This window comes from Flagellimonas olearia (genome assembly GCF_009184425.1).
Classification (GTDB): Bacteria; Bacteroidota; Bacteroidia; order Flavobacteriales; family Flavobacteriaceae; genus Flagellimonas; species Flagellimonas olearia.
The window spans coordinates 535069-558300 of record NZ_WELG01000002.1 but is presented as its reverse complement, the minus strand read 5'-3'; the positions used below and the strand labels follow the sequence as shown (position 1 = coordinate 558300).

The 23232-nt window shown below is 45.5% G+C and carries 25 protein-coding genes and 1 tRNA gene; 12 read left to right on the top strand and 14 right to left on the bottom strand.

The features are described from left to right. Positions 1-102 precede the first annotated feature (102 nt). From mscL to F8C76_RS11930, 3 genes are all read right to left on the bottom strand, one after another. On the bottom strand, positions 103-510 hold the full coding sequence (gene mscL, locus F8C76_RS11940) for a large-conductance mechanosensitive channel protein MscL (protein ID WP_129653805.1): 408 nt from the start codon (positions 508-510) through the stop codon (positions 103-105). Between the two features lie 77 nt (positions 511-587). Next, a complete protein-coding gene (alr, locus tag F8C76_RS11935) occupies positions 588-1697 on the bottom strand; it encodes an alanine racemase (protein WP_152132875.1) in 1110 nt (369 codons plus the stop codon). Further along, entirely contained in the window at positions 1690-2334 is a 645-nt protein-coding gene (locus F8C76_RS11930) for a thymidine kinase (RefSeq protein WP_116216568.1), read from the bottom strand. Before F8C76_RS11930 ends, alr begins: the two co-directional genes overlap by 8 nt. Before the next feature lie 158 nt (positions 2335-2492). Here F8C76_RS11930 and F8C76_RS11925 point away from each other — a divergent pair, with 158 nt between their 5' ends. The 5 genes from F8C76_RS11925 (at position 2493) to F8C76_RS11905 (ending at position 6748) form a co-directional block, all read left to right on the top strand. After that, on the top strand, positions 2493-3182 hold the full coding sequence (locus F8C76_RS11925; RefSeq protein WP_152131913.1) for a DUF8457 domain-containing protein: 690 nt from the start codon (positions 2493-2495) through the stop codon (positions 3180-3182). A gap of 48 nt (positions 3183-3230) precedes the next feature. Beyond that, on the top strand, positions 3231-3902 hold the full coding sequence (rsmI, locus tag F8C76_RS11920; RefSeq protein WP_152131912.1) for a 16S rRNA (cytidine(1402)-2'-O)-methyltransferase: 672 nt from the start codon (positions 3231-3233) through the stop codon (positions 3900-3902). 31 nt (positions 3903-3933) lie between these two features. Continuing rightward, positions 3934-4980 (top strand): succinylglutamate desuccinylase/aspartoacylase family protein, encoded by a 1047-nt coding sequence (locus tag F8C76_RS11915; protein ID WP_152131911.1) that lies wholly within the window; start codon positions 3934-3936, stop codon positions 4978-4980. Further along, positions 4977-6107: a DUF819 family protein gene (locus F8C76_RS11910; protein WP_152131910.1), complete on the top strand. Its 1131-nt coding sequence runs from the start codon at positions 4977-4979 to the stop codon at positions 6105-6107. Before F8C76_RS11915 ends, F8C76_RS11910 begins: the two co-directional genes overlap by 4 nt. Positions 6108-6169: 62 nt before the next feature. Next, positions 6170-6748, top strand: a complete 579-nt coding sequence (locus tag F8C76_RS11905; RefSeq protein ID WP_152131909.1) for a uracil-DNA glycosylase family protein — start codon at positions 6170-6172, stop codon at positions 6746-6748. Here F8C76_RS11905 and F8C76_RS11900 read toward each other — a convergent pair. From F8C76_RS11900 to F8C76_RS11890, 3 genes are all read right to left on the bottom strand, one after another. After that, entirely contained in the window at positions 6742-7326 is a 585-nt protein-coding gene (locus F8C76_RS11900; protein WP_152131908.1) for a Crp/Fnr family transcriptional regulator, read from the bottom strand. The genes F8C76_RS11905 and F8C76_RS11900 overlap by 7 nt on opposite strands. 60 nt (positions 7327-7386) lie before the next feature. Next, a complete protein-coding gene (locus tag F8C76_RS11895) occupies positions 7387-7980 on the bottom strand; it encodes a hypothetical protein (RefSeq protein WP_152131907.1) in 594 nt (197 codons plus the stop codon). Between the two features lie 156 nt (positions 7981-8136). Beyond that, a complete protein-coding gene (locus tag F8C76_RS11890) occupies positions 8137-8739 on the bottom strand; it encodes a carboxymuconolactone decarboxylase family protein (protein WP_152131906.1) in 603 nt (200 codons plus the stop codon). Between the two features lie 57 nt (positions 8740-8796). Between F8C76_RS11890 and F8C76_RS11885 the strand changes: the two genes are divergently transcribed. The 4 genes from F8C76_RS11885 to F8C76_RS11870 all read left to right on the top strand — a co-directional run bounded on the left by F8C76_RS11885 (position 8797) and on the right by F8C76_RS11870 (position 12708). Beyond that, positions 8797-9219, top strand: coding sequence for an OsmC family protein (locus F8C76_RS11885; protein ID WP_152131905.1), 423 nt, complete (start codon positions 8797-8799; stop codon positions 9217-9219). Between the two features lie 138 nt (positions 9220-9357). After that, a complete protein-coding gene (locus tag F8C76_RS11880; protein ID WP_152131904.1) occupies positions 9358-9708 on the top strand; it encodes a four helix bundle protein in 351 nt (116 codons plus the stop codon). 48 nt (positions 9709-9756) lie between these two features. Beyond that, positions 9757-11445 carry a single-stranded-DNA-specific exonuclease RecJ gene (gene recJ, locus F8C76_RS11875; protein WP_152131903.1) on the top strand — a complete coding sequence of 563 codons (1689 nt, stop codon included), beginning with the start codon at positions 9757-9759 and terminating at the stop codon, positions 11443-11445. A 6-nt stretch (positions 11446-11451) separates the two neighbouring features. Further along, positions 11452-12708 carry an MFS transporter gene (locus tag F8C76_RS11870; protein ID WP_152131902.1) on the top strand — a complete coding sequence of 419 codons (1257 nt, stop codon included), beginning with the start codon at positions 11452-11454 and terminating at the stop codon, positions 12706-12708. On the opposite strand, the gene F8C76_RS11865 is transcribed toward F8C76_RS11870, so the two are convergent. From F8C76_RS11865 to F8C76_RS11850, 4 genes are all read right to left on the bottom strand, one after another. Next, positions 12705-13472, bottom strand: coding sequence for a UDP-2,3-diacylglucosamine diphosphatase (locus F8C76_RS11865; protein WP_152131901.1), 768 nt, complete (start codon positions 13470-13472; stop codon positions 12705-12707). The two genes, F8C76_RS11870 and F8C76_RS11865, sit on opposite strands and share 4 nt — an antisense overlap. A 97-nt stretch (positions 13473-13569) precedes the next feature. Beyond that, positions 13570-14337, bottom strand: a complete 768-nt coding sequence (locus F8C76_RS11860) for an enoyl-CoA hydratase/isomerase family protein (protein ID WP_152131900.1) — start codon at positions 14335-14337, stop codon at positions 13570-13572. A gap of 109 nt (positions 14338-14446) precedes the next feature. Then, positions 14447-15781 (bottom strand): MATE family efflux transporter, encoded by a 1335-nt coding sequence (locus tag F8C76_RS11855; RefSeq protein WP_152131899.1) that lies wholly within the window; start codon positions 15779-15781, stop codon positions 14447-14449. Positions 15782-15792: 11 nt separating this feature from the next. Then, positions 15793-16293: a GNAT family N-acetyltransferase gene (locus tag F8C76_RS11850; protein ID WP_152131898.1), complete on the bottom strand. Its 501-nt coding sequence runs from the start codon at positions 16291-16293 to the stop codon at positions 15793-15795. A gap of 54 nt (positions 16294-16347) precedes the next feature. Between F8C76_RS11850 and F8C76_RS11845 the strand changes: the two genes are divergently transcribed. Both F8C76_RS11845 and F8C76_RS11840 read left to right on the top strand, forming a co-directional pair. Continuing rightward, positions 16348-17145: a universal stress protein gene (locus tag F8C76_RS11845; protein ID WP_116216554.1), complete on the top strand. Its 798-nt coding sequence runs from the start codon at positions 16348-16350 to the stop codon at positions 17143-17145. A 56-nt stretch (positions 17146-17201) separates the two neighbouring features. After that, positions 17202-17275 (top strand) — tRNA-Ala (locus F8C76_RS11840). Positions 17276-17323: 48 nt separating this feature from the next. Here the strand turns inward: F8C76_RS11840 and F8C76_RS11835 are convergent. The 3 genes from F8C76_RS11835 to F8C76_RS11825 all read right to left on the bottom strand — a co-directional run bounded on the left by F8C76_RS11835 (position 17324) and on the right by F8C76_RS11825 (position 19587). Beyond that, positions 17324-17776: a nuclear transport factor 2 family protein gene (locus F8C76_RS11835; RefSeq protein ID WP_152131897.1), complete on the bottom strand. Its 453-nt coding sequence runs from the start codon at positions 17774-17776 to the stop codon at positions 17324-17326. A 207-nt stretch (positions 17777-17983) separates the two neighbouring features. Beyond that, positions 17984-18709, bottom strand: a complete 726-nt coding sequence (locus F8C76_RS11830; protein WP_170284022.1) for a tetratricopeptide repeat protein — start codon at positions 18707-18709, stop codon at positions 17984-17986. 8 nt (positions 18710-18717) lie between these two features. Then, a complete protein-coding gene (locus tag F8C76_RS11825; protein ID WP_152131895.1) occupies positions 18718-19587 on the bottom strand; it encodes a HEPN domain-containing protein in 870 nt (289 codons plus the stop codon). Positions 19588-19755: 168 nt separating this feature from the next. Between F8C76_RS11825 and F8C76_RS11820 the strand changes: the two genes are divergently transcribed. Further along, complete coding sequence (locus F8C76_RS11820) at positions 19756-20466, top strand: SDR family oxidoreductase (protein WP_152131894.1); 711 nt, start codon at positions 19756-19758, stop codon at positions 20464-20466. Here the strand turns inward: F8C76_RS11820 and F8C76_RS11815 are convergent, their stop codons facing one another. Next, positions 20467-23196 carry a PD-(D/E)XK nuclease family protein gene (locus F8C76_RS11815; RefSeq protein ID WP_152131893.1) on the bottom strand — a complete coding sequence of 910 codons (2730 nt, stop codon included), beginning with the start codon at positions 23194-23196 and terminating at the stop codon, positions 20467-20469. Between the last annotated feature and the right edge of the window lie 36 nt (positions 23197-23232).

The following is a 23232-nucleotide window of genomic DNA, read 5'->3' as shown; positions in this document are numbered from 1 at the left end:
CAGGTCGAGCGCAGTCGAGACCTTATCTTAAGACACTGTACCCGTTAACTTCTCGACTGCGCTCGAAGTGACATTGCCTTACGATTGATTACGGAGATTCAATTATTTCTTCAACAAATCCCGGATTTCGGCCAGCAACTCTTCCTGAGTGGGGCCTTTTGGAGCCTCTGGTGCGGGCTCTTCTTTCTTTTTCATCCTGTTTACGCCTTTAACGATCATGAACATGACAAAGGCCACAATGGTGAAATCGATCACGTTGGTGAGGAACGCTCCATATAGGACCGCAATTTCCCCTACGGTTTCCCCAGCATCGTTGACGGTTCCTTCCGTAATTACGTATTTCAAATCGTTGAAGTCCGAATTGAACAATAGACCGACCAAGGGTGAAACAATGCCTCCGGTGAAGGAGGATACCACTTTGTTGAACGCTGCGCCCATTACGAAACCTACGGCAATATCCACTAGGTTTCCTTTCATGGCGAAGTCCTTAAACTCTTTTAAAAATCCCATGTTATAGTTAAGTATTGGTTAATCAAGAAACAAAATAATCAAAAAAAGGCATTGATTCCACAAACATTTGGGAAAAATCAGTCTTCCACGATTACGCGTTTTATCCGTTGGGATAGGGCCGTTAAGATTTCGTAGGAGATGGTCTTTACCCCGGAAGCGAATTCCTCAGCCGATTTTTGGGGTCCAAAGACCAAGACTTCATCGCCTTCCTTGCAATCGATATCGGTAACATCCACCATGATCATGTCCATACACACATTGCCAATGATCGGGGCTTTTTTCCCATGGATGAGTACATGGGCCTTTCCATTGCCATAGGGGCGACCAATACCATCTGCATGGCCCAAGGGAAGGGTAGCGGTTTTTCGTGGGCCATCGGATTTGAATGCCCGATTGTACCCTACCGTTTCATTAGGTTCCAATTGATGTATTTGTGAAATGATGGTCTTTAAGGTGGCCACCGGTCTTAATTGGGCATCAACGTCCTTATGGTTTCCATAGCCGTACAGACCGATTCCACTCCGAACCATTTCAAATTGGGCCTCGGGATAATTTAGGATGCCCGAAGTGTTAAGCATGTGTCTCATGGGCCTATAGCCCAATTTTTGACCGAGTGCTTCAGCAATTTTTTTGAAGGTGTTGATTTGATTTTCGCTAAAATCCTTTTCGTTTGGATCTTCCGATGCAGCCAAATGCGAAAACAGGGAGGTTACCTTTACCTCGGGTGCATCCTTGACCTGTTCCGAAATAAAATCAACATCATTTTCTCCAAAGCCCAAACGGTTGAGTCCTGTATTGAATTTAAGGTGGATGGGATATTGCACCTGTTCCATTGTTTTGGCCGTCCCTATAAACGCTTTGAGGATTTTTGGGGAGTAGATATTGGGTTCCAAGCGAAGTTCAATGATCTCCTCAAAATTTACGGGAAGTGGGTGAAGGACCAAAATAGGCTTGGTAATCCCGGCTTCTCTTAGTAAGATGCCTTCACGGGCATAGGCCACGGCAAAGTAATCTGCACCCAAGGCCTCCATTTTTTGTGCAATGGCAATCATGTCACTGCCATAGGCAAAAGCCTTGACCACGGCCAGAAATTTGGTGTCCGGTGCTATTTTTGAACGGAGGAACCTGTAGTTGTGCGCTAGGGCGGTCAGGTTTATTTCCAAAGTGGTTTCCCCGACCTTATTCATTGCCATTTTTCTTTTTAGCATCCACCTCCTCCGCATCCACGTCCATTTGGCTTATTTTTTCCTTGAGCATGGCCTTGTAAAAAGCGGCTCGGCTAAGTGGCTCGTATTCTTCGGTCTCGCCCAAAAGCACCAATTTATCATTGCTGGATTTCCGAAAACTATAATTGGCCAAATTTCCTGTGCGTGTACAAACGGCATGTACTTTGGTCACATACTCGGCAGTGGCCATCAAGGCAGGCATCGGGCCAAAAGGATTACCCTTGAAGTCCATATCCAACCCGGCCACCACCACACGTACCCCCCGGTTGGCCAAATCGTTGCATACGGTCACGATCTCATCATCGAAGAATTGGGCTTCATCAATTCCTACAACATCACAACCATCTGCAAGAATGCGGATATTGGCCGCAGCTGGAACAGGAGTGGAACGGATTTCGTTGGCATCATGGGATACCACCATATCCTCATGGTAGCGGGTATCCACCATGGGTTTAAAAATCTCTACTTTTTGTTTGGCAAACTGTGCCCGCTTCAATCGGCGGATGAGTTCCTCGGTCTTTCCAGAAAACATGGAACCGCAGATGACCTCTATCCATCCGAACTGTTCTTTGGGGTTTACCGTGTTTTCAAGAAACATAGCGTATTTTTGAACGAAACTGTATGTTTTTTTCGTTGTATTGGGACGAAGCACAAAGCTAGTAAAAAAATGTACCCCTGACCTTAGGTTAAAATTTAACCTTTTGTTCGCAGCGGTAAATATAAAATGATTATATTTTTATACTAAAGAAGTTGGCTATGATACAGAAACTAAGGGAAGAACTGATAAAATTGTCCACCGAGATCATTACCACAAGGGAAGATCAGGATTTGGTGGTTTTGTATGAGAAGGCAAGAAGTATCTATGAAAGACTGGCCGTACTCAAATTCATCGATGAGAAATTGAGTGATGTGGAGGTTGATGTCTCCAAGAATGTGGTTGCTTCACGTTTTGAGAAAGTGGCCAATGCCGTACTCAGCGGAAATATTGCCGTACCGGAAAGCAACCCCCACGAGGAAGATATCATGACACCAGGTATGGAAACCATCAAAGGGATGGTCTCTGAAATGCCATCTGAAATGGCCTTGGAACAGGTGTTTGCCGAATTCGTGGCCAAACCCGAATTTGTAAAAAACGATAAAGAAGATGTGACTTCTGTTGAAAGGCAGATAAAGGCAGAACAGAGCAATAAGCCCAAATCCTTGAACGACACCTTGGGAAAGGATATGCAGGTAGGACTCAATGATAGATTGGCCTTCGTGAAGCACTTGTTCAACAACAGTATGGAGGATTATACCCGAGTATTGTCCCAATTGAATACCATTGATACCGAGGAACGCTCCGTTGCCTTCATCAACAATATGGTAAAACCCGAATACAATAACTGGGAAGGCAAGGAAGAATACGAAACCCGTTTGATGGCCCTCATTGAACGCAGATTTGCTTAACAAACATCTTTTCAATTACTTTTCCAAACAAGACCGTAACTTTGGGACATGGGAAAACTGTATTTGGTTCCGACCCCAATTGGAAATCTTGAAGATATGACCCTTCGGGCCATCAAGGTCTTGAAGGAAGTGGATTTGGTTTTGGCGGAGGATACCCGTACCAGCGGAAAACTGCTCAAACATTTTGAAATAGCCACTCCCCTGCAGAGCCATCACATGCACAACGAGCACAAACAAGTTGATGCATTGGTGCAAAAGTTAAAGGGCGGGGCCACGTTGGCGCTGATTTCGGATGCAGGGACCCCAGCTATTTCGGACCCGGGTTTTTTGCTCACCCGTGCTTGCGTGGAAAACGACATTGAAGTGGAATGCCTCCCCGGGGCAACGGCCTTTGTGCCAGCCTTGGTGAACAGTGGTCTTCCCAATGACCGCTTTGTATTTGAGGGCTTTCTACCCATAAAAAAAGGCCGTCAAACCCGGATGCAACAGCTGGCCGAAGAACACCGTACCATGGTGTTTTATGAATCTCCCCATAAATTGATAAAGACCTTGGCCCAATTTGTGGAATATTTTGGGGCGGACAGGCCCGTTTCAGTATCAAGGGAACTCACCAAACTGTATGAGGAAACGGTCCGGGGAACCTTAGCAGAGGTACTCTCACATTTTACGGAGAAACCTCCCAAGGGAGAATTTGTTATCGTGGTGGGCGGGAAGAAATAAAGACTATATTTATTTCTCAAATTCCAAAGCCATGAAAATCAGTATTTTATTGGGTTTCTTGATGATGACCTCAATATGTGGGTGGAGTCAAGCGGTATCGATTCCCACACTGGATAGTCTGGTCCTATCAAGTTTTGAGGAGGGAAAGATTCATAAAGTATGGCTTTCCCTTGGGGATGACGGCTTCGCCAACCCCATACAAGTTCCTGTTCTGATTGCCAAAGGAAGCAATGAAGGCAAAGTACTTGGACTAACGGCGGCCATCCATGGAAACGAACTCAATGGCATTGCAATTATCCAGAAAGTTTTCGAGTCCCTTGATATTACCCAAATGAAAGGAACCATCATTGCTGTTCCGGGGTTGAATCCCTTGGCCATTGCCAACCAGCGGCGTGAATTCGTGGACCAACAAGATCTGAACCGTCTTTTTCCCGGGAAGGAGAACGGCAATCGTTCCCAGCAAATGGCCTTTCAGATAGGAAAAAAAATCATTCCGCTTTTCGATTATCATATTGATTTGCACACGGCCAGTTTTGGTCGGGAAAATACGCTTTACGGACGTGGTGACATGCAAGACGATACCCTATCGACCATGCTTCGCATTTTGGAGCCTGATATTATTGTTTCCAACAAGGGCGAGGCCAGTTTTGGGGAGGCAAGTGGGCTTACCCTACGGGCTTTTGCCATGAAGAAAGGAGTAAAGAGCATTACGTTGGAATACGGAAATCCACAGGTTTTTCAGAAAGAAATGATAGATCGTGGAGTCGTAGGAATCCAGAATCTTCTAAAGTGGTTGGATTTTGTCAAAGGCGAAACCAAGATTCCACCCGCCAAAAATGTTTGTTCAAGATCATATTGGCTCTTCACCAAAAAAGGGGGGTATTTGGAGGTACATGTGTCGTTGAACCAAGTGGTTAAAAAAAGAGAACTTTTGGCAACGCTTCGCAATCCATTTGGGGAAGTGGTTGAGGAATATTTTGCCCCAGAATCCGGGATTGTCATTGGGAGGAGCACCAATCCAGTGAATATTTCCGGTGGACGGATTATCCATCTGGGCGTTTTAGAATCTCGGCCATGAGTTGGCTTCCTTGGGGCATAACTCTTTTTACGGTAACATCGGTCTATTTTTTGGATCGCTGGGAACACAGAACAGTTAAGTCAATTTTTGATTGGGTTCCCGCCATTCTTTTGTCCTACATTATCCCAGCCCTGATATGCTATGCTTTCGGATGGGACTTTTCCCAGGACGGCATTCATGACCTGAGCAAAACTTTTTTCATCCCATTGACCATAGTTGCGGTAATGGCTAGCCTTTCATTAGGGCAGTTGAGGGCCATTGGGGTTAAACCCATTCTTCTTTTTGTTTCAGGGTCCTTTTTTATTGCGCTATTTCCAGTGGTTTTCGTAGCGGTTTTTTCCCATACGGATTTGGTGACCGAGACCTTTTCCAACAAGGGTTTTTGGAAAGGGGTGCCTCCCATTGTGGGAAGCTGGATTGGAGGAAGTACCAGTCAGTTGGTACTTAAGGAATTGGTAGAGTGTCCTGAGGGTGTTTTTCTCTCCGTTTTGGTGATGGACAATATTTTGGTCAACATTTGGACCATCTTGATGTTCCAAACCATCAAAAAAAGCAATGGACTGAATTCGTTCTTGGGAATTAAGGATGCCATGCTTCCCGAAGGCATTCGGGAAGAAGATTCAAAGCGATGGCCCATTTGGAGTACACTTCTCGTCTTGGTGTCGGTCGTTTTTCTTTTGAATGTCGTAATGGAGTCCTTTGTGGGAAAAGTGGTCACACTTTCGTTGGTGGGATTGGCTCTGGGCAATTTTATCCGTGGATGGAATTTTAGGTTCTCCCTCAAATTGGGAGGGGTCCTTATCCTTACCGTCATGTCCATATTGGGGCTAAAGCTGCGTTTTGACCTATTTGGGTTTGACCTATACTTTTTCTGGTTCCTTTTGGTTTGGCTTTTGGGACATTTTCTGTTCATGGTGCTCATTGCCAAACTCCTCAACGTGAACATGGCTTGGGTGCCCATTGCCAGCATGGCGAATGTTGGGGGTATTGCCACGGCCCCAGCAGTAACCGCTGCCTATAAAAAACAGTGGATGCCCCACGCCATTATCTTGGCCATTTTGAGTATGGCCACGGGTACATTTTGGGGAATGATCACTATTTATCTACTACAACAGGTCATGGGGTAGAAGTCCCATTTTATAGGAAAAAGTGTTAGTAAGAACAGTATTTATCGACAAAAGCAGGAAGTATGGACCAACTTCTTTCTGAAATTCGGAATTGTTCCGTTTGCAAAGCGCATTTGCCTTTGGGTCCCCGACCCATAGTTTCTGCCCATCCAGAATCCAGGATCGTGCTCATTGGGCAGGCGCCGGGAACCAAAGTACACCAAACGGGAGTACCTTGGGACGACCCAAGCGGTAAGCAGCTCCGAAAATGGTTGAATGTGACAGATGAGCAGTTCTATGATGAAAAATTGTTCGCTCTAATCCCCATGGGTTTCTGCTATCCCGGAAAAGGGAAATCGGGCGATTTACCCCCGAGAGTGGAATGTGCCCCGCTGTGGCATCAACCATTGTTAAATCAAATGCCGCAGCTAAAACTGACCATCCTTATTGGGCAATATGCGCAAAACCATTACTTGGGGGATACCAGAAAGAAAACTTTGACCGAAACTGTAAAAAACCATCAAGACTATGGGCCGGATTTTTTTGTGTTGCCACATCCATCGCCCAGAAACCGTTTTTGGTTGAGTAAAAATCCTTGGTTTGAAGAGGAAGTAATCCCTCAACTTCAAAAAGCAGTTTCCAGCATCCTAAAAAATCAATAAGAAACAGAGGCCCGTAATCGGCTGAAAGTTTCAGGTTTCATGTTGAGGTAGGAGGCCAAATATTTCTGGGGGATTACTTTTAACTCATCTGGGCAGCGCTGCATAAAGGCAACATACCGCTGTTCGGCAGTGAGGGTCAATAGTTCCACCTCACGGGAGAGGCGACCAAACAAGATATCCTGAAAAAAATGATGCCCCCAAGTATAAAAACGAGGGTGTTTTTTGAACATGGAATCATAGTCGCTCTTTGATATGGCCAATAACCTTGAAGGTTTCAAGGCTTCCAAAAATGTTTTTGAGGGAGTTTGCTGGATAAAGGAATCAAACGCACCGGACGGACTCCCCGAATAGGAAAACCCCAGCACTACTTTTTCTCCTTTCTCATTTAAAAGGTAAATGGCCTGAACACCATCAAGCACAATATAAAAACAGCGCTCAATGTTGCCCGCTTCGGTGATCAGATCATATTGATCAAATGTTTTAATGGACCATAGCGACTTAAAATACAGCCCCTCTTCTTTGGTAAGATCGATATTTGGAAAGAATCCTTTTAGGATACGGGATGCTTCATCGTCCATAACAGGAATGACTTGATTGCCCTAAAAATAGGGATTATGTTGCAGCTAGAGCGAAGGTGGTTAGGTAGAAACCAAGGATTCTTGTTGTTGAAGGATCTCATCAATCTGTACCATATGCCGTTCTAGGTGACAAATTAGAAACTCAAAGGCTTCCGGAAGATAAAAACGGACTACAGAGCCAATGGCTGAAGGAATTTTTAGCTGGGACACCTCTTTTTTCCTGCAGATCAAGACGGCTTCTTTGAGATGGTTGTGTAACTCCATAAAAGTTTTGAAGATTTCTTCCGTTTTTTCTGGATTTAATTGGTTGTGGTCCAAAAGAGGTTCAAACTTTTTTAAGGTCTTCATTTTCCATTTGCGAACACCTTCTTTTGGCCTTTGGCTATCAACCACCAATTTTTGCCATCTTCTAATTCTAAAACCTTCACTTTCAGATTGAGTGTCTGGTAATTTGGGAATGTGTTGATTGAATTTTTGTTGATAATGGCCATACGCTATATTGAGATGCACCAAGACTTCCAAAATGTTCCATGATTTACTATTCGGAGGAGTTGTCAACGAAGGCAACCCCAGATTTTGAAGTTGGTCAACCTTATTGAGAATGGCGTTTAATCGCTGGATGTGGTTTTCAGGGGTAAGGAGCAATTGGGCCATAATAGTTCGTTTTTTGATTTCTACAAAGGTTGAACATCATGGAAACATAAATATTGATGCAGGTCAAGAAATCTATGGAAATCCGCAATGAACCATAAAAACGGGTTAAATAATACAATCTTAAAGCGAAGCGGTCTAACTTCTAAAGTCTATCCTTTAATACCTAGACCCATCATGTTTGCCCTTTTCCCAACCATGTTTGCCCAAATATTGGTCGGCACTTTCCACAGCTCCATCCTCAATGGAAGTGCCCATGGAATCGTTCCATCGGTTGAGGTAACCAAATAAGGAAATCACCCCCAACATCTCCACAATTTCCCCTTCGTTCCAATGTTGGTACAAGCGTCCCTTGATTTCGGCATTAACAGCGTTGGGTACCTGCGAAGCGGCCAACGAAAAATCCAAAGCGGCCCGTTCCGCTTCAGAAAAGGCAGGGTGGGTGCGGTACTCCCAGATATGGTCCAACTGTTCCTGTTCGGCCCCGTAACGTTCCGCCGCCCGTATGGCGTGGGCCTGGCAATATCTACACCCGGTGGCATTGCTGCTCACCCAGGCAATCATACGTTTCAGTGCCGAGGTTACCCTTCCCTCATTCGCCATCACTGCTTTGTTGAGGTTGATAAACGCCTTGGAAATGGCAGGCCGATGCTGCATGGTCAATACCGAATTGGGACAAAACCCCAGCGTCTCGTTAAAGAATTCAGCAAGCTGTTTGGTTTCAAGATCATGATTGGGATCAAGAGGGTTCACTAAGGCCATGGATGCGATTTTAAATTGTATTTTTGAATTCTACAAGAAACAAAATTTTTTGACTCCATGACAAATCACATCACTACCAAATGGTTGGGCGGAATGGCCTTTGAGAGCAACAACCCTTCAGGGCACAATTTAAGAATAGATGCAGGGCCGGACGATGGTGGGGAAGGCTCAGGATTGCGTCCCAAGGCACTTATGTTGTCTGGATTGGCCGGTTGCTCAGGATTGGATGTGGCCTCGTTGATCAAAAAAATGAAACTCGAGGTGGACGATTTTACCATTGAGACCATCGCCAACCTTACGGATGAGCATCCCAAATATTATGATTCCGTAGTCATTGAATACCACTTTTACGGTTCCAACCTAAAAGAGGACAAACTCCAAAGAGCGGTGGACCTTTCCGTGGAAAAGTACTGCGGGGTCATGGAAATGTTCAGACGGTTTGCCCAATTGGAGATCAAGACGGTTTTCCATAAAAAGTAGCAGTCAAGTACAAAACTCAAGTTCAAGCGTAAACTCAAGAAAAGAGCAGTACAACTGTAAAGTCCAAGTACAAAACTCAGATTCAGGTAAATCACTTATATTTATCAGGTCAACCTCAAAATCAAATAAAAATGATTTATGACCCAAAAAAAGTTTGATCTAGAGGAAAGGTTTGTTGATTTGGCAGCTAATATTGCTTCCTTTTGCCAAGATTTATCCAACGATTTCACCGGTCAATATTATGGTAATCAGTTGCTTCGCTCTGCTGGTGGTGCAGCATTGAATTTTGGCGAGGCCCAAGGGACAAATACCGATAGAGATTATGTGTACAGGGCCACCATATCATTAAGGGAACTGAAAGAATCAAGAGTAAATCTCAAGATTTTGAACAAAATAGGCTATGGCAATATGGAAATGCGCATAAGCTTATTGGATGAAGTTGAACAATTGATTAAGGTTACCGCTACAATCATTAAAAAGAAAAAATAACCCCAAATTTATCTTGAGCTTGATTCTGAATCTTGAACTTTAATTATCATGCGTTGGACCATAAAACCAAAACCTACCGAAGAAGCCGTTCAACAGCTCTCCCATGAGCTGAATGTTGACCTTCTAGTTTCCCATTTACTGATTCAAAGGGGAATTACCAATTACGATGAGGCCAAGCATTTCTTCCGTCCGAAATTGTCCCATTTGCACGACCCCTTTTTGATGAAAGATATGGATAAGGCGGTGGCCCGTATTGAGTTGGCCATGGCCAACCAAGAGAATATTTTGGTGTATGGCGATTATGATGTGGACGGAACAACCGCCGTGGCCCTGATGAGCTCCTTCCTATTGGAAAGTTACCCCAATGTGGCCACCTATATCCCTGATCGGTATTTGGAGGGGTATGGCGTGTCCTTGCAGGGAATCGATTTTGCTGAGGACAATGACATTTCACTCATAATTGCCTTGGATTGCGGGGTAAAAGCCATTGAACAGGTGCAGTATGCCAAGGAAAAGGGCATCGATTTTATCATCTGTGATCACCACAGACCCGGAAATTCACTCCCCGATGCCATAGCCATTCTAGATCCAAAACAGGACGATTGCAACTATCCTTACAAAGAGCTCTGTGGATGCGGAGTGGGCTTTAAGTTGATTCAGGCTTTGGGTTCCCGGCAAGGGAAAACAGTGGAAGATCTTTTGCCGTATCTGGATTTGGCAGCAACGGCCATAGCAGCGGACATTGTCCAGATTACGGGGGAGAATAGGGTATTGGCCCATTTCGGGCTTCAAGTAATTAACTCCAACCCACGAATGGGCATCAAGGCCATCATTGACCAGGTCCGCAAAACCACCTTGACCATTACGGATGTGGTGTTCATCATTGCACCACGGATCAATGCTGCTGGAAGGATGAAACATGGGCAGCACGCCGTGGAACTATTGACCGAGACGGATTTCAATACAGCCCAAAAATTTGCCGGAGAGATAGAATCCTTTAATACTGAGCGAAGGAGTTTGGACCAAGAGATTACTGAGGAAGCTTTGCTGCAGATTCAAGAAAACGCGGAAGAGAATCGATTCACCTCGGTGGTATATAATGAAAATTGGCATAAGGGTGTCATAGGCATTGTGGCTTCCAGACTTACCGAAACCTATTACCGCCCGACCTTGGTCTTCACCAAAAGTGGGGAGAAATTGGCAGCGTCGGCCCGATCCGTGAAAGGGTTCGATATTTATAATGCTTTGGAAGGCTGTGCAGACTGTTTGGAGCAGTTTGGCGGGCATAAATACGCTGCAGGCCTGACCCTTTTGGAAGAACAGTACCCAACCTTTAAAGAGCGTTTCGAAAAAGTGGTGGCGGAGAGCATAGATCCTGCCATGCTCAACCCGGAACTGAGCATTGATGCTATGATGCAACTCGGTGATATCTCCCCAAAACTGATGCGCATCCTTAAACAATTTGCCCCTTTTGGCCCAGGGAACATGACCCCCATTTTTATGGCCGAAGGTATACAGGATACCGGGTATGCCAGAGGCGTGGGTGAAGGCGAAAAACATTTGAAAGCTTCTTTGACCCAAAACGACTCACCTCCCATTGGAGCCATAGGCTTCAACCTTGGAAATAAATTGAACCAAATCAAGGATAAAAAACCTTTTGATGCTGTATTTTCGTTGGATGAAAATGAATGGAACGGAACAGTAAGCCTTCAATTGAAATTAAGAGACATTCGCTAGACATTTATGGATCCCTACGCTGCGCTTCGTTATAAGGAGTTCAACATATTTTTACTGGTCAGATTTGCCATGGTCTTTGCTTGGTCCATGCAGTTCATCGTTATTGAATGGCAAGTGTATTCCTTGACCAAAGACCCACTTTCCTTGGGAATCATTGGGTTGATGGAAGTGATACCCGCCGTTGGGATGGCTCTGTTTGCGGGGCATGTGGTAGATCAGCGGGAAAAACGAAACCTTTTGGTGACCTGTATCATGGGATTTTCCGTAATCAGTTTGGGCCTGTTTCTATTGAGTTGGCCCGGCCTTGAGGATTCTTGGTCGTCCAAGCAGATTCTGTACTCGATTTACGCGTTGGTGTTCATGGGCGGATTGGTACGATCGTTTTTGGGACCTACCATTTTTTCATTGATTGCCCTGATAGTTCCCAAGAAAATCTATCCCAATGCCGCTACCTGGAGTAGTTCCACTTGGCAGTTGGCCTCTGTTTTGGGGCCTGCTTTGGCGGGATTTTCCATCAGTTGGATTGGGGTACATTGGTCCATGTGTGTGATTTTTATGTTTTCCCTGATAGCACTTCTGTTCTTGTTTCAAATTCCCAAGAAACCCATCCTCAACCCAAAAATTGGGGAACCCGTGATGCAGAGCTTAAAGGACGGACTCAAATTTGTCTTTGGGAATAAGGCCATTTTTGGGGCCTTGACCTTGGATATGATTGCAGTATTGTTTGGTGGGGCTGTTGCCCTATTGCCCATCTATGCCCAGGATATCTTGCATGTGGGTTCCGAGGGCTTTGGTATTTTGCGGGCCGCTCCGGCAGTAGGTGCATCCTTGACCATGTTGGGGTCCACACGTTTTCCATTGCATAGACAGGCAGGGAAGAAACTCTTGTGGGCCGTTTTTGCTTTTGGGGTCTGTATCATCGTGTTTGGAGTCTCGGAATTCTTTTGGCTGTCCGTGGTGGCGCTGTTTTTGAGTGGTGCAGTGGACGGGGTTTCCATGATTATACGCCAGACCATCCTACAATTGAAGACTCCGGACAATATGCGAGGCAGGGTGGCTTCGGTGAATTCCATTTTTGTAGGATCGTCCAATGAACTGGGCGCTTTTGAAAGCGGTTTGGCCGCCAAACTTTTAGGTACCGTGACCGCTGTGGTCTTTGGAGGTTGTATGACCTTATTGACAGCAGGAACCACTGCCTTGGTTTCCCCTACATTTAGGAGACTGGACCTTCAAAAAGACATAGACGAACACGAAAAGGACTAGCCTTCCAGCTTTTCCAGAGTTAGTCTTTCACCATCAAAAACGGCATAGGTAAAATACGAAATCCAATCCCCTAGATTGGTATAGGTCGATTTTTCGTTGAGTTTGATTTCCATGGGAAGGTGCCTATGTCCAAAAATGAAATGGTCATAGTGTTGCTGTTCCAATTTCCGTTTGGCATAGAGAATGAGCCACTCCTTGTCCTCACCCAAAAAAGTGGCATCGGCATCACCTGAAATCACCTTGTTGTTCACGGAAAGGTGCTGCCCCAAACGAACACCCAGATCAGGGTGCAGCCATTTGAAGAACCATTTGGCAACGGGATTTGTAAACACTTTCTTCATCCGTTTGAAGCCCTTGTCATGAGGGCCCAGGCCATCACCATGGCCAATAAAGAACGAAGTGTCGTTGATGAGGTATTGTTGGGGTTTGTGATAGACGGGAATGTTGAGTTCTTCTTCAAAATAACCGTTCATCCATAAATCATGGTTGCCCACAAAATAGGTAATCTGAATGCCCATGTCCGAGAGTTCGGCGAGCTTCCCAAGCGTTCGGGTAAACCCTTTGGGCACAACTGTTCGGTACTCAAACCAAAAATCAAAAAGATCACCCATCAAAAAAATGGTATGGGCGTCATGCTTGATGGAATCCAGCCAAGCCACGAACTTTTTTTCCCGGGGCAGGCTGTCCTTTCGGGTAGGTGCCCCAAGATGGTTGTCGCTGGCAAAATAGACCTTCTTGCTTTTGGGTAGACTGATGTTCTTCATCTATCTTTTGAACTTCCTATTGTTTCGGAATCTGTTGACCACGTAGACCACTACGACGAACAGAACCAATATGGGGAATACACTTCTCATGATATATTTATTTTTTGAATTTTTCCAAAGCTGTTTTGGTATCGGGGGAAAGGGCCAATTTTCCTGAAATTTCGGCGCGTTCCGCCAATAAGTCGCCCCAATGTTCGGTTCCTTCCCAAAGGATGCGTTTCATTTCGGCCAAAGCACTGGGATTATAGGTCGCCAATTTCTGGATATGGAAATCCAACTCTTTATCCATTTCCGAAATGGAGTCGAACACCTTGGCAAAGAGTCCTTTTTCCTTGGCCCAATAGGCATTTTTCCATTCGGTAGGGTTAAAACTGAGTTCGGCCAAGGCCGCCTTTCCCATTTTTCGTTCCACGGCCGGGGCAATCACAAAGGGCCCGATACCGATGGAAATCTCGGACAATTTAATGGCAGCATCCACCGTGGCATACACATAGTCACACGCGGCGGCCAAGCCTACGCCTCCGCCAACCGTTTTTCCTTGTACCCTCCCGATGATGGGCTTGGGGCATTTGCGCATGGCATTGATCACGTTGGCAAAGCCACTGAAAAAAGCCTTCCCTTCTTCCAAATTGGAAATGGCCACCAGTTCGTCAAAGGAAGCACCGGCACAGAAAGCACGCTCCCCTTCCGATTTAAGGACAATCAACGAAACCGAATCATTCCCGGAAAGCTTGCCAAACTCCTTGGACAATCGCTCCAAAAGTTCAGAAACAAAGGAGTTGCTGGCATGATGGCCAAATTCGACCGTTGCAACACCGTTGTCAATCTTGGTATATAAACTTCCGTTGGGTCTGTCTGTAGGCATTATCTTCAATTATCAATTATCAATTATCAATTATCAATTATCAGTTATCAGTTATCAGTTATCAGTTATTTGTGTTTGAACTTGAACTTGAACTTTTTCAATCACTAAATTAAACGTTTTGCACCAAGGGCCTGAACTTTTGCCTGAATTTCCAAACCAAGGCAAATCCTCTGATCATCATCCATACCACAAAGGCGATCCAAATGGCATGGAATCCCCATCCGAGGTATTTTCCAAGATATAGCGCCGGGATAAAGCCCAAAAAGGTGGCCGAGAGCAGCACATTCCGCAAATATTTCATTTCACCCAGACCTTTAAAAAGCCCATCAAAAACAAAGGCCAAGGTATTCATGGGCAAGCCTAGAATAACGATGTAAAAAATACCATAAAAGGTTTCCAGGACCACGGTCTCGTTGGAAAAAAGGTGCCCAATGGGCCTGTAGAACAGAAAACCTATCAGCATAAGGACCACGCTTACCGTGAGCCCATAGAAAATGATTTTCTTGGCAAGTTCCCATAAACCATCATAGTTTTTGGCGCCCAGCAATTTTCCACCCATGCTGTTTCCGGCAGCGCCATATCCATCAATAAAAAAGGCGGCGAAGAGCCACAGGTTTATGGCAATGGTGTGTGCCCCAATATACCTATCGCCAAGGGCAGTGGCTTCCCTAACCGCGATGATCAATGCTGCGTTCAGGGCCAAGGCCCGCACAAAAAGGTTGAGGCTCATGAAGACCAATCGGGTGAGTTCCTTGTTCAATGGGAGCACCAACCTTAGACTGATATGGGTCTTTTTCAACAAGAGGACAAACGCGATCAGGGCCATGATGGCCTGTGATATCAAACTGGCCCAAGCGGCCCCATCCAGATAGAGGGCGGGGATGTAGCCGTCCACTCCATAGACCAACAAAAAATCGAGACCAATGTTGAGTACGGCACCGATCAAGGCAATCACCATGGGGTAAAAAGTGTTCTGCAACCCCCTAAAAATGCCAAAAATGGCAAAGGTGAACAGCGTAAGCGGAAAGCCCCAGACCCTAATGGAATAGTAAGAAATACAATACTGCAAAATTTTTCCGGTGGCATTGAAAAGGCTAAAAATATCCTCAATGATAAAGACGGTGGACAACAGCACCACGATACTCAATAAAATATTGAAAAAGATGGCCTGTGCGGGCAGATGTTTCACTTCTTCCAATTTACCGGCGCCCAGATATTGGGAGATGATCGCGGAAATGGAGCTTCGGGTTTGGCCCAGCACCCAGATGAGCATGGACAAAAATGACCCCACAATCCCGGCCGCAGCCAGCGACTCCAACCCGTCCACGGGAATATTGCCCACAATGGCCGTGTCCGTTATGGAAAGAATGGGTTCCGCAATGCCCGAAATGGTGGCGGGAACCGCCAGTTGGTTGATGCTTTTAAAATTGATCTGCGTGCTCAAGACGCTGCAAGTTACAGCACTAATTCATAACAATGAAAAGGATGCCCACTTTGTTTGGGAAAGAAGATATCGCCCAGCTTTTGGTATCCCCGTTGCTCATAAAAATGCTGGTTCCGTTTGTTTTGCGAGAACGTATCCAACCGCACCGATGCAAACCCCTGTGCTTTGGTATGTTCCTCCGCAAAATCCATGAGTTCTTGGGCAAAACCCTTGCCCTGACAGGCCGGGTCCACACAAAGTCGGTGGATGTAGGTACTGTTTCCATTGGAGGTGAGCCATTCAATGGGCACATACTCCTCATCCATGAAGGTGGAAACCACAATGGCCCCCACAACGGAGCCTTCGAGCTCCTTCACGTAGAGTTCGTCTCGGTCAAGGTCATTGACAAATGCGGCCTTGTTGGGATAGTGCTCGTTCCATTGAAAAATACCGTTGGACTGCATTTTTAGGGCACAGGCCTTGGTAATGGTCAGGATATGGTCAATTTCAGATATCTTTGCGTGCCGTATCATGGATTCATTTCAATTTAATTGTAAATTTAGGGTTAAATCATAACAGCCAAATAAATGAACAACATTCTTGTACCCATTGGAACATCACCGGATTCTTCACAAACCTTGCAGTATGCCGTAGACTTTGCATCGAACTTTGGTGCCAAGATCTTTGTCATGGATGTGTTTCACGTGGCCACTGGGATCGGGAGCTTGGCCAATGTGGAAGAGAAGGTTTCAAAAAGTGGCAAGGAACATTTAAAGGAGGTGATCGACCAAGTGGACACCAAAGGTGTGGAAATCAAGATGGCCACCTACAATGGTGATATTGTGGATGGCCTGAACAGCATAAACAAGGAGTTGGGCATAGACCTGATCATTATAGCACCACGGAGCAACGACATTATGGAGGAGCTTTACCTGGGGAACACATCGGGGAGGATCATTAAACAGACCGATATCCCCACCTTGATCGTGCCCAAGGGCACGGAGTTCAAGCCCATCAAAAAGGTTTTGACGGCCTTTGGATCGGGGATCTTGAAGCGGAGCAGCATTTTGAGCCCGTTGGTGACCATAAAGAACAAATTCAGGGCAGAGGTGAGCCTGTTGTTGGTAAAACGTCCCGGGTATTCCGAGGACGACCTCAAGGTGAACACCGCCCTTATGGACCTGAGCAAGCAGTTGACCATTACCGAAAACGCCACTACCTATCTGGGGGTAACGGAGCATTTTAGGAACGAACATCCGGATATGCTGTGTGTGTTCCGAAGAAAACGCGGGTTCTTTAAAAAACTGTGGGAAAAGAACACCATTAGAAAGTCCGAGTTCTTTGTACCCATCCCCGTATTGGTGCTCAGCGTTAAAAAAGACTAAGCAGGCGCACTATTTTTGATAGTTTCGGAAAAAAGTATTTCCTTTGCGCTCTCTTTGGGGGATTAGCTCAGTTGGCTAGAGCGCTTGCCTGGCAGGCAAGAGGTCACCGGTTCGAATCCGGTATTCTCCACGAAAACAAAAGCACCTCAATCGGGGTGCTTTTTATTTAAGTCTGCTTTTAATGGCTGTTGGAATCGTTGAACTGCCACAGTACATTCACCAACTGCCATTTTCCGTTCAGTTTTACAATGTGCATGTAATCTATCCAATCATCGGCAATGAGTTTTACCGAAGCGGTCTTATCAAAGATATCCAAAATAACCACCTCCTTTTTGGGATTCTCCGGAAACCGGTCCCCGTCCTTGTTGTAGGTTTCGGCCAGTAGGATCATGGCATCGGTAAAGGTTTCCCTTAGGTATTCCTTGCCGGTTGTCTTGTTGGTCCAGAACGTTCTTTTTACCATTCTAGGGTGGGCGGCCCGTTCAAATTGGGCTGGGTTTACGTTATGTTGGGACTCAATATAGTCCAACGCCACTTGGGTGATCTCCAAGGTATCTTTTTGCGTTTGACCCATAACGGAAATAGTGCACAATGAAAAAATGGAGAAGGCAAGAATAAGCGATCGTTTCATGAGGTTTGTTTTTTGATGATGATTTATGCGAATTGTAATCTATTGATTTATAACCTCTTCCAAAGGAAGGGCTCGCTAAAAATAACATTAATCGCAAAGGGTGATGCTTAACTTTTTCCTAAAACTTAGGCAAAGCTTGTGGCCGGGATACTTTTTTAAGGAGTTGTTTGCCACAAGATGGAATCTTGCGACGGCTAAAGATTATTTTCAATTCTTATTTTTTAGACAATGCTCCTTGATTTTTTCTCTAGCAATTTTTAACCCCAATTTGGCAGATTTGATGAAACTTTGACATGCATTTGTTGAATCCTTTAATCCAACATGGGCATTGCCAATCCAGTAATGGCAATCCGCAATATAATATTCATGCTCTAAAAGTTTTTCCATGTCATTGATTCCGTGGCTAAACTGTTCGTTTAACACGTAAGCAATACCTCTTTCATAAATTACATCTAACTCATTTACTTCATATTCAGAATCTTTATCAAATGAAGGGTGCTGATCAAGCTCAAGTTTTAAACTTGTTTCAATATCGTTGATCAGCTCTCCAACTGGTACGGACTTTATAACCCATTCGGTGCTTAAAGCTTTGTTGTAGGACGAAATGGCATCTTCATAGTTTTTTATTCGTTTATAATTATTTCCCAAATTTAAAAGAGCAAGGGCATTGTCTGGATCAAACTCCAGTAGTGCTTTATAATCTTCTATTGCACCCTCATAATCTTCTAAAATGGATTTATTAACAGCCCTGTTCAATAAAGCAGGTCTAAATTTTGGGTTTTTAGCAATAGCTTTATCCAATAACGCGTTGGCTTTTTCGTATTTTCCTTCTATTTCAAAATCCCGCGCACGATTAAAGTACTCTCCAGAAGATGTCAAATCACAAGAAAAAAGCAATAGGGACAGGATGTTTATAATCAGCAGTTTTCTCATGACATTTTTCATTTCTCCCCAATCCCCTTAATTTTTTCAAGGCAAATGTCCTCGGTCAATTGTTGTAGCTCAGCCACGCGGGCCGACAGATACTCCAGATCACCTTTGGTGATGTGGTACTCCTCCATTTTATAGCGGGCATCTATATAGGCGCGCTTCAAGAGTTCAAAGAGGCGTTTTTCCTCTTCGGTCTGGGTGGGGAAGACCGCAAAACGCTTGTCGCACATTTCCACTTTAATGCCCAAGGTCTCCAGATTGTGGTCCTTGGGGCGGTAGTCCGTGAACACCAACAATATGGTGGTGTAGTAACGCTCCGTGGCTTGGTGGAGCTCAAAGGCAGCTTTATGAAATTTTTCTCTATCAAAGTCAAACTTATAAGTAACAAAGAAATCATTGGCACTATCAAACCATTGGTCGTAATAGTCCTGTGCCTTTTGTTGGCTTTCTTGGGGGGTGAGCAGTTTGGGCGTGGCCAGTTTGCACTTTTCCGAGTCGTATAGCACAATGCCCTCTTTTTTAATGTCCTTAAAAAAGTAATTGCCCAGTCGCAGGGCTTGGTTCAGGTGTTTAATACCGTGGAAGATGAGGTTCACGGGGGTGCGCACCTTTCCGGTGGCGGTAAGCTCGGCCTTTACCTTGTCCTCTATCCGGAATTTTTGTTGCAGATCTTCGTGGGTCAAGACCACCAGCAGGTCATAATCGCTGCGGTATTCGTAGGTGATGCCCTTTTCCACATAGGTGTCCTCTACCCAGTTGCCGCGGGCGTAGCTGCCAAAGAGCAGCACCATTTCCACCTCTTTAAAGGCGGAGAGCAGGGTGGTGAGCCGGCCCAGCTCATCTTGCTTGGTTTTAGGTAGATGGTCTAAAGATTTGTTCACCTACGCAAAGTAAGAAATTATTTGACTACGAAGCGTGGTGGTGCCCAGCCACATGATTTATGGCTTTGGCTGGATGTGAGATTCATCTCAAATTTTACCATCCTTTTAGCATGGATTTTTTGTTTTTGCCCATTTCCTTTGTGAACTTTAGGGTATAAAAAAATCAATATGGACTTAGAAGGAAAAGTGGCCTACATCACGGGAGGCACCAAAGGAATTGGATACGGGATTGCCGAGTGTTTATTGGAACAGGGCATGAAGGTGGCCATTAGCGGAAGAAGCCAAGAAGGGGTGGATTGGGCCGTAAAGAACCTTGGCGACGGCGGACGTGTGCTGGGTCTGGCCTCCGATGTCTCCAAGTTGGAGGACGAGAAACAGGCCGTGGATCAAATTCTGGCCGCTTGGGGACGATTGGATGTGGTCATGGCCAATGCCGGGGTGGGAATCTTTGCCCCAATAGACCAACTTTCGGACAAGGATTGGCACCGTATGATCGACACCAATCTAAGTGGGGTGTTCCACACCTTAAAAGCTTCCGTGGAGGCCTTGAAAGAGTCCGAAGGATATTACATGACCTTGGCCAGTTTGGCCGGGACCAACTTTTTTGCCACCGCGGCGGGCTACAATGCCACCAAGTTTGGCGTTGTGGGCTTTACGCAGGCCGCCATGCTGGATTTGAGGCAATACAACATCAAGGTGACCACGATCATGCCGGGATCGGTGGCTAGTCATTTCAACGACCATGAACCCTCGGAAAAGGACGCTTGGAAGATCCAACCGGAAGATATTGGAAAATTGGTGGTAGATCTACTCACCATGCACCCCAGAACATTGCCCAGCAAGATAGAGGTGCGGCCCACCCGCCCCGATCTGAAGTAATTAGACGGGCTTTTCGGTCAGCGGGGTCTGTGTGGAGCAGATTTCCTTGATGAGCTGTTCCAGATAGCTGGTAAATATTTCCAACACCTTGGTATCGATCAAGGGGTTTTTGTCCTCGGAAAAGGGAAAAAATCCCTGTCCTAGGTTTTTAAAGGAATAGATGCCTGCATGCAAGGGCTGTTCCCCATGCTTTTTGGTGTACAGCAGGGCGTAGCACAGCAATTGGAACGCCTTGCTCTTGTCGTAATTGGTGATGAGTTCCTCCCAATCCGTGATCTTTACGTTTTTGGGTTCCACCTTTCCGGTCTTGTAATCCACCACACGGGTAATGCCGTCTATTTGGTCCACGCGGTCCAAGGTCCCCTTCAATTTTATGGGGAAGTCCAGACCGGGAATGTCCAGTTGGCACTCGTACCGTTCTTCAAGGGCTAGGAGTTTTACCTCATGCCGCTGGAGCTGTTGCAGTTCCAAACCGATGAAGTTTTCCAGATATTTTACAATGACGTTGTAGACCAGAAGATATTTTCCTTTGGAAACATCGACCCCCGACAGGTTTTTATTGAAATGTTTCTGCACCGTTTGGGCAATCTGCGGTTTTACGGCGGATACGTTTTCCTTGGTGAGCACTTGCCCCAATAAAGGTTGGTACAGGTCCTCCAGACTGTCGTGCACAATGGTCCCGAAGGTGTTGGCGGCAATGTTCTCCTCCACTTCCTCCACATCGTTGATCTTTAAAATATTACGGGTGTAAAAGTCGATGGGGTTTCTAATGTAATTGGTCAGGGAGGTGGGAGAAAAACCGTTTTCGGCAAAAGCCACGATGTCTCTGTGCAGTTGTTCGCCCTTGGTGATCTGCAAGAGGGTTTCTGCCGTGATCTGGGTCTGTGGCGTGCTTATGGTATGGGTCACGAAAGGGGCCACGTCCTTGTCGGTGAGCAATTGCGAGACCAGTCTACTTTTTTCACCGCCTTCCAAGACGTCGGGTTCGGTGTTATAGATAATGAACACGTTTTTGGCGCGTTGGATGAGTCGGTAGAAGTGGTAGGTGTAAATGGCGTCTTTTTCCTTGTAGGTGGGCAGGCCGTAGTCCCGTTTTACATCGAAGGGAACAAAGGAGTTGTTGGATTTCCCGGAAGGTAGGATTCCCTCATTGACCGAGGTGATGATGACCGTTTCATAATCCAGGTTTCGGCTTTCCAGCATTCCCATGATCTGAAGGCCTGTCAGTGGTTCGCCCACAAAATCCAGGTTTTCCATGTTGGCCAACTGTCTGAACAGACTTTTGATGGACCGAAGTTCCTTAATATGTCCCAATTTGTCCAAGTGCTGCTTTAATTGGTTGAAGAGGGTGTAAAAGCGGTATAGCTGCTCCAGTTCCAATGCATTTTCCTCTTTTTGGAACAGCGCTTTTAAGCGGAGGGTGAGCAAAATACAGCAATCTACCCACTGGGATGGGGAAATGCTTGTTCCGGGGAAAATAATCTTTAGGATTTCAGATGCATCGGCGTAGTTGGATAAGGTGGTTGAATCCAAGTACAGCCAATTGTTCTGTTTGATGTCGTTGGAGATTACCTTGGCAAAATCCAATGGTTGGTCTTGGGACAATACCGAGGTGTAGGGATTGGAGAGGAACTCCAAAACATTTTTATAGAGCCATCCCCGTTCCGAAGCGGTGCTACTTAGGTCCAAAAAACTCAGGTAAAAGGAGTGGAGCACGGTTTTGTCCAACGGTAGGCCCATGGTAATGTTGGTGCTTTCAATGGCGGCAGGCACGGCCTTGAGCATGGGTGTGAGCAGGGTTTCATCGGCCAGTACCACGGCGGTCTTTGCGAGATCGATTTCCTTGCTATCGTTTAAATTCTGCAACAACTGTCCCACATATTTGGTCTGTGAGATACTTTTTGGAACCCCGGTTATTTCTATTCTTTTGGTAGCAAGAAAATGGTCTTGGGGCTCTATGGTGCCTTTATTTCTGTAATAGGGCCACTCCCGTTGGTATTTTCTGATGAACAGCCCGGCGTCATGGATGGGGTCGTTCAAGAAATGGGTGTCAATATCCCAAAAAATGAGTCCGTTTCCTTGTTCCAAAAAATATTGGACAATGGTAGATTCTGCATTGTTCAAAGCATTGAAGCCCACAAAAACGATTGGATGGTCCTTGGTTTGGTTCCCATAGGCCTCCAGATGGTCAACGGCAATTCTGGACATGAGTCCTTGGTAGCCTCGTTTCTGTGCCAACAAGGTTTTGGTAAAGCCATTGTAAAGAGACTCCAAATTATTCCACAGTTGTAGATAGTTTTTAACGAGCTCGGTTTTCTCTTTTTGTAGGGACCAGTGGTTGAGTTCCTTGATAGCGGACAGATAGTTGAGGATATCCTTGGGTGGAATTAGGTACCCATCTATTTCATCAAAATCCTGTAATAGGACCTGTCCCCATTTCATAAAGGTGGGAAAGTCATCGTGTTCTTCCAAATTGGACTTTTGATAAACTTGGAAGAGCGTCAGGAGTAGTTCCAGGTTTGGAGCCTTGTCCATTCCGGAAATGCCCGCGATAAAATCCTGAATGGAAAAAATCTTCGGGGCGAAGGTGTTTTGCTGCAGCCTTTTGGAAATGAACTTTTTTAAAAAAGTCCCCGATCGTTTACTTGGGAGTACAAAGGTACATTGGGAAGGATTGATTTCCTTCTCTTGCAAACGGTCCAATACGTGTTCCAGAAAACTTTGATACATGGACTAAAAATAAAAAAGGCTCCCGAATTATCGAGA

What these genes read in the sequence shown, in the direction of transcription:
- mscL (WP_129653805.1), bottom strand. Translation starts at nt 510, where the DNA reads ATGGGATTTTTAAAAGAGTTTAAGGACTTCGCCATGAAAGGAAACCTA.
- alr (WP_152132875.1), bottom strand. Translation starts at nt 1,697, where the DNA reads ATGAATAAGGTCGGGGAAACCACTTTGGAAATAAACCTGACCGCCCTA.
- F8C76_RS11930 (WP_116216568.1), bottom strand. Translation starts at nt 2,334, where the DNA reads ATGTTTCTTGAAAACACGGTAAACCCCAAAGAACAGTTCGGATGGATA.
- F8C76_RS11925 (WP_152131913.1), top strand. Translation starts at nt 2,493, where the DNA reads ATGATACAGAAACTAAGGGAAGAACTGATAAAATTGTCCACCGAGATC.
- rsmI (WP_152131912.1), top strand. Translation starts at nt 3,231, where the DNA reads ATGGGAAAACTGTATTTGGTTCCGACCCCAATTGGAAATCTTGAAGAT.
- F8C76_RS11915 (WP_152131911.1), top strand. Translation starts at nt 3,934, where the DNA reads ATGAAAATCAGTATTTTATTGGGTTTCTTGATGATGACCTCAATATGT.
- F8C76_RS11910 (WP_152131910.1), top strand. Translation starts at nt 4,977, where the DNA reads ATGAGTTGGCTTCCTTGGGGCATAACTCTTTTTACGGTAACATCGGTC.
- F8C76_RS11905 (WP_152131909.1), top strand. Translation starts at nt 6,170, where the DNA reads ATGGACCAACTTCTTTCTGAAATTCGGAATTGTTCCGTTTGCAAAGCG.
- F8C76_RS11900 (WP_152131908.1), bottom strand. Translation starts at nt 7,326, where the DNA reads ATGGACGATGAAGCATCCCGTATCCTAAAAGGATTCTTTCCAAATATC.
- F8C76_RS11895 (WP_152131907.1), bottom strand. Translation starts at nt 7,980, where the DNA reads ATGGCCCAATTGCTCCTTACCCCTGAAAACCACATCCAGCGATTAAAC.
- F8C76_RS11890 (WP_152131906.1), bottom strand. Translation starts at nt 8,739, where the DNA reads ATGGCCTTAGTGAACCCTCTTGATCCCAATCATGATCTTGAAACCAAA.
- F8C76_RS11885 (WP_152131905.1), top strand. Translation starts at nt 8,797, where the DNA reads ATGACAAATCACATCACTACCAAATGGTTGGGCGGAATGGCCTTTGAG.
- F8C76_RS11880 (WP_152131904.1), top strand. Translation starts at nt 9,358, where the DNA reads ATGACCCAAAAAAAGTTTGATCTAGAGGAAAGGTTTGTTGATTTGGCA.
- recJ (WP_152131903.1), top strand. Translation starts at nt 9,757, where the DNA reads ATGCGTTGGACCATAAAACCAAAACCTACCGAAGAAGCCGTTCAACAG.
- F8C76_RS11870 (WP_152131902.1), top strand. Translation starts at nt 11,452, where the DNA reads ATGGATCCCTACGCTGCGCTTCGTTATAAGGAGTTCAACATATTTTTA.
- F8C76_RS11865 (WP_152131901.1), bottom strand. Translation starts at nt 13,472, where the DNA reads ATGAAGAACATCAGTCTACCCAAAAGCAAGAAGGTCTATTTTGCCAGC.
- F8C76_RS11860 (WP_152131900.1), bottom strand. Translation starts at nt 14,337, where the DNA reads ATGCCTACAGACAGACCCAACGGAAGTTTATATACCAAGATTGACAAC.
- F8C76_RS11850 (WP_152131898.1), bottom strand. Translation starts at nt 16,293, where the DNA reads ATGATACGGCACGCAAAGATATCTGAAATTGACCATATCCTGACCATT.
- F8C76_RS11845 (WP_116216554.1), top strand. Translation starts at nt 16,348, where the DNA reads ATGAACAACATTCTTGTACCCATTGGAACATCACCGGATTCTTCACAA.
- F8C76_RS11835 (WP_152131897.1), bottom strand. Translation starts at nt 17,776, where the DNA reads ATGAAACGATCGCTTATTCTTGCCTTCTCCATTTTTTCATTGTGCACT.
- F8C76_RS11830 (WP_170284022.1), bottom strand. Translation starts at nt 18,709, where the DNA reads ATGAGAAAACTGCTGATTATAAACATCCTGTCCCTATTGCTTTTTTCT.
- F8C76_RS11820 (WP_152131894.1), top strand. Translation starts at nt 19,756, where the DNA reads ATGGACTTAGAAGGAAAAGTGGCCTACATCACGGGAGGCACCAAAGGA.
- F8C76_RS11815 (WP_152131893.1), bottom strand. Translation starts at nt 23,196, where the DNA reads ATGTATCAAAGTTTTCTGGAACACGTATTGGACCGTTTGCAAGAGAAG.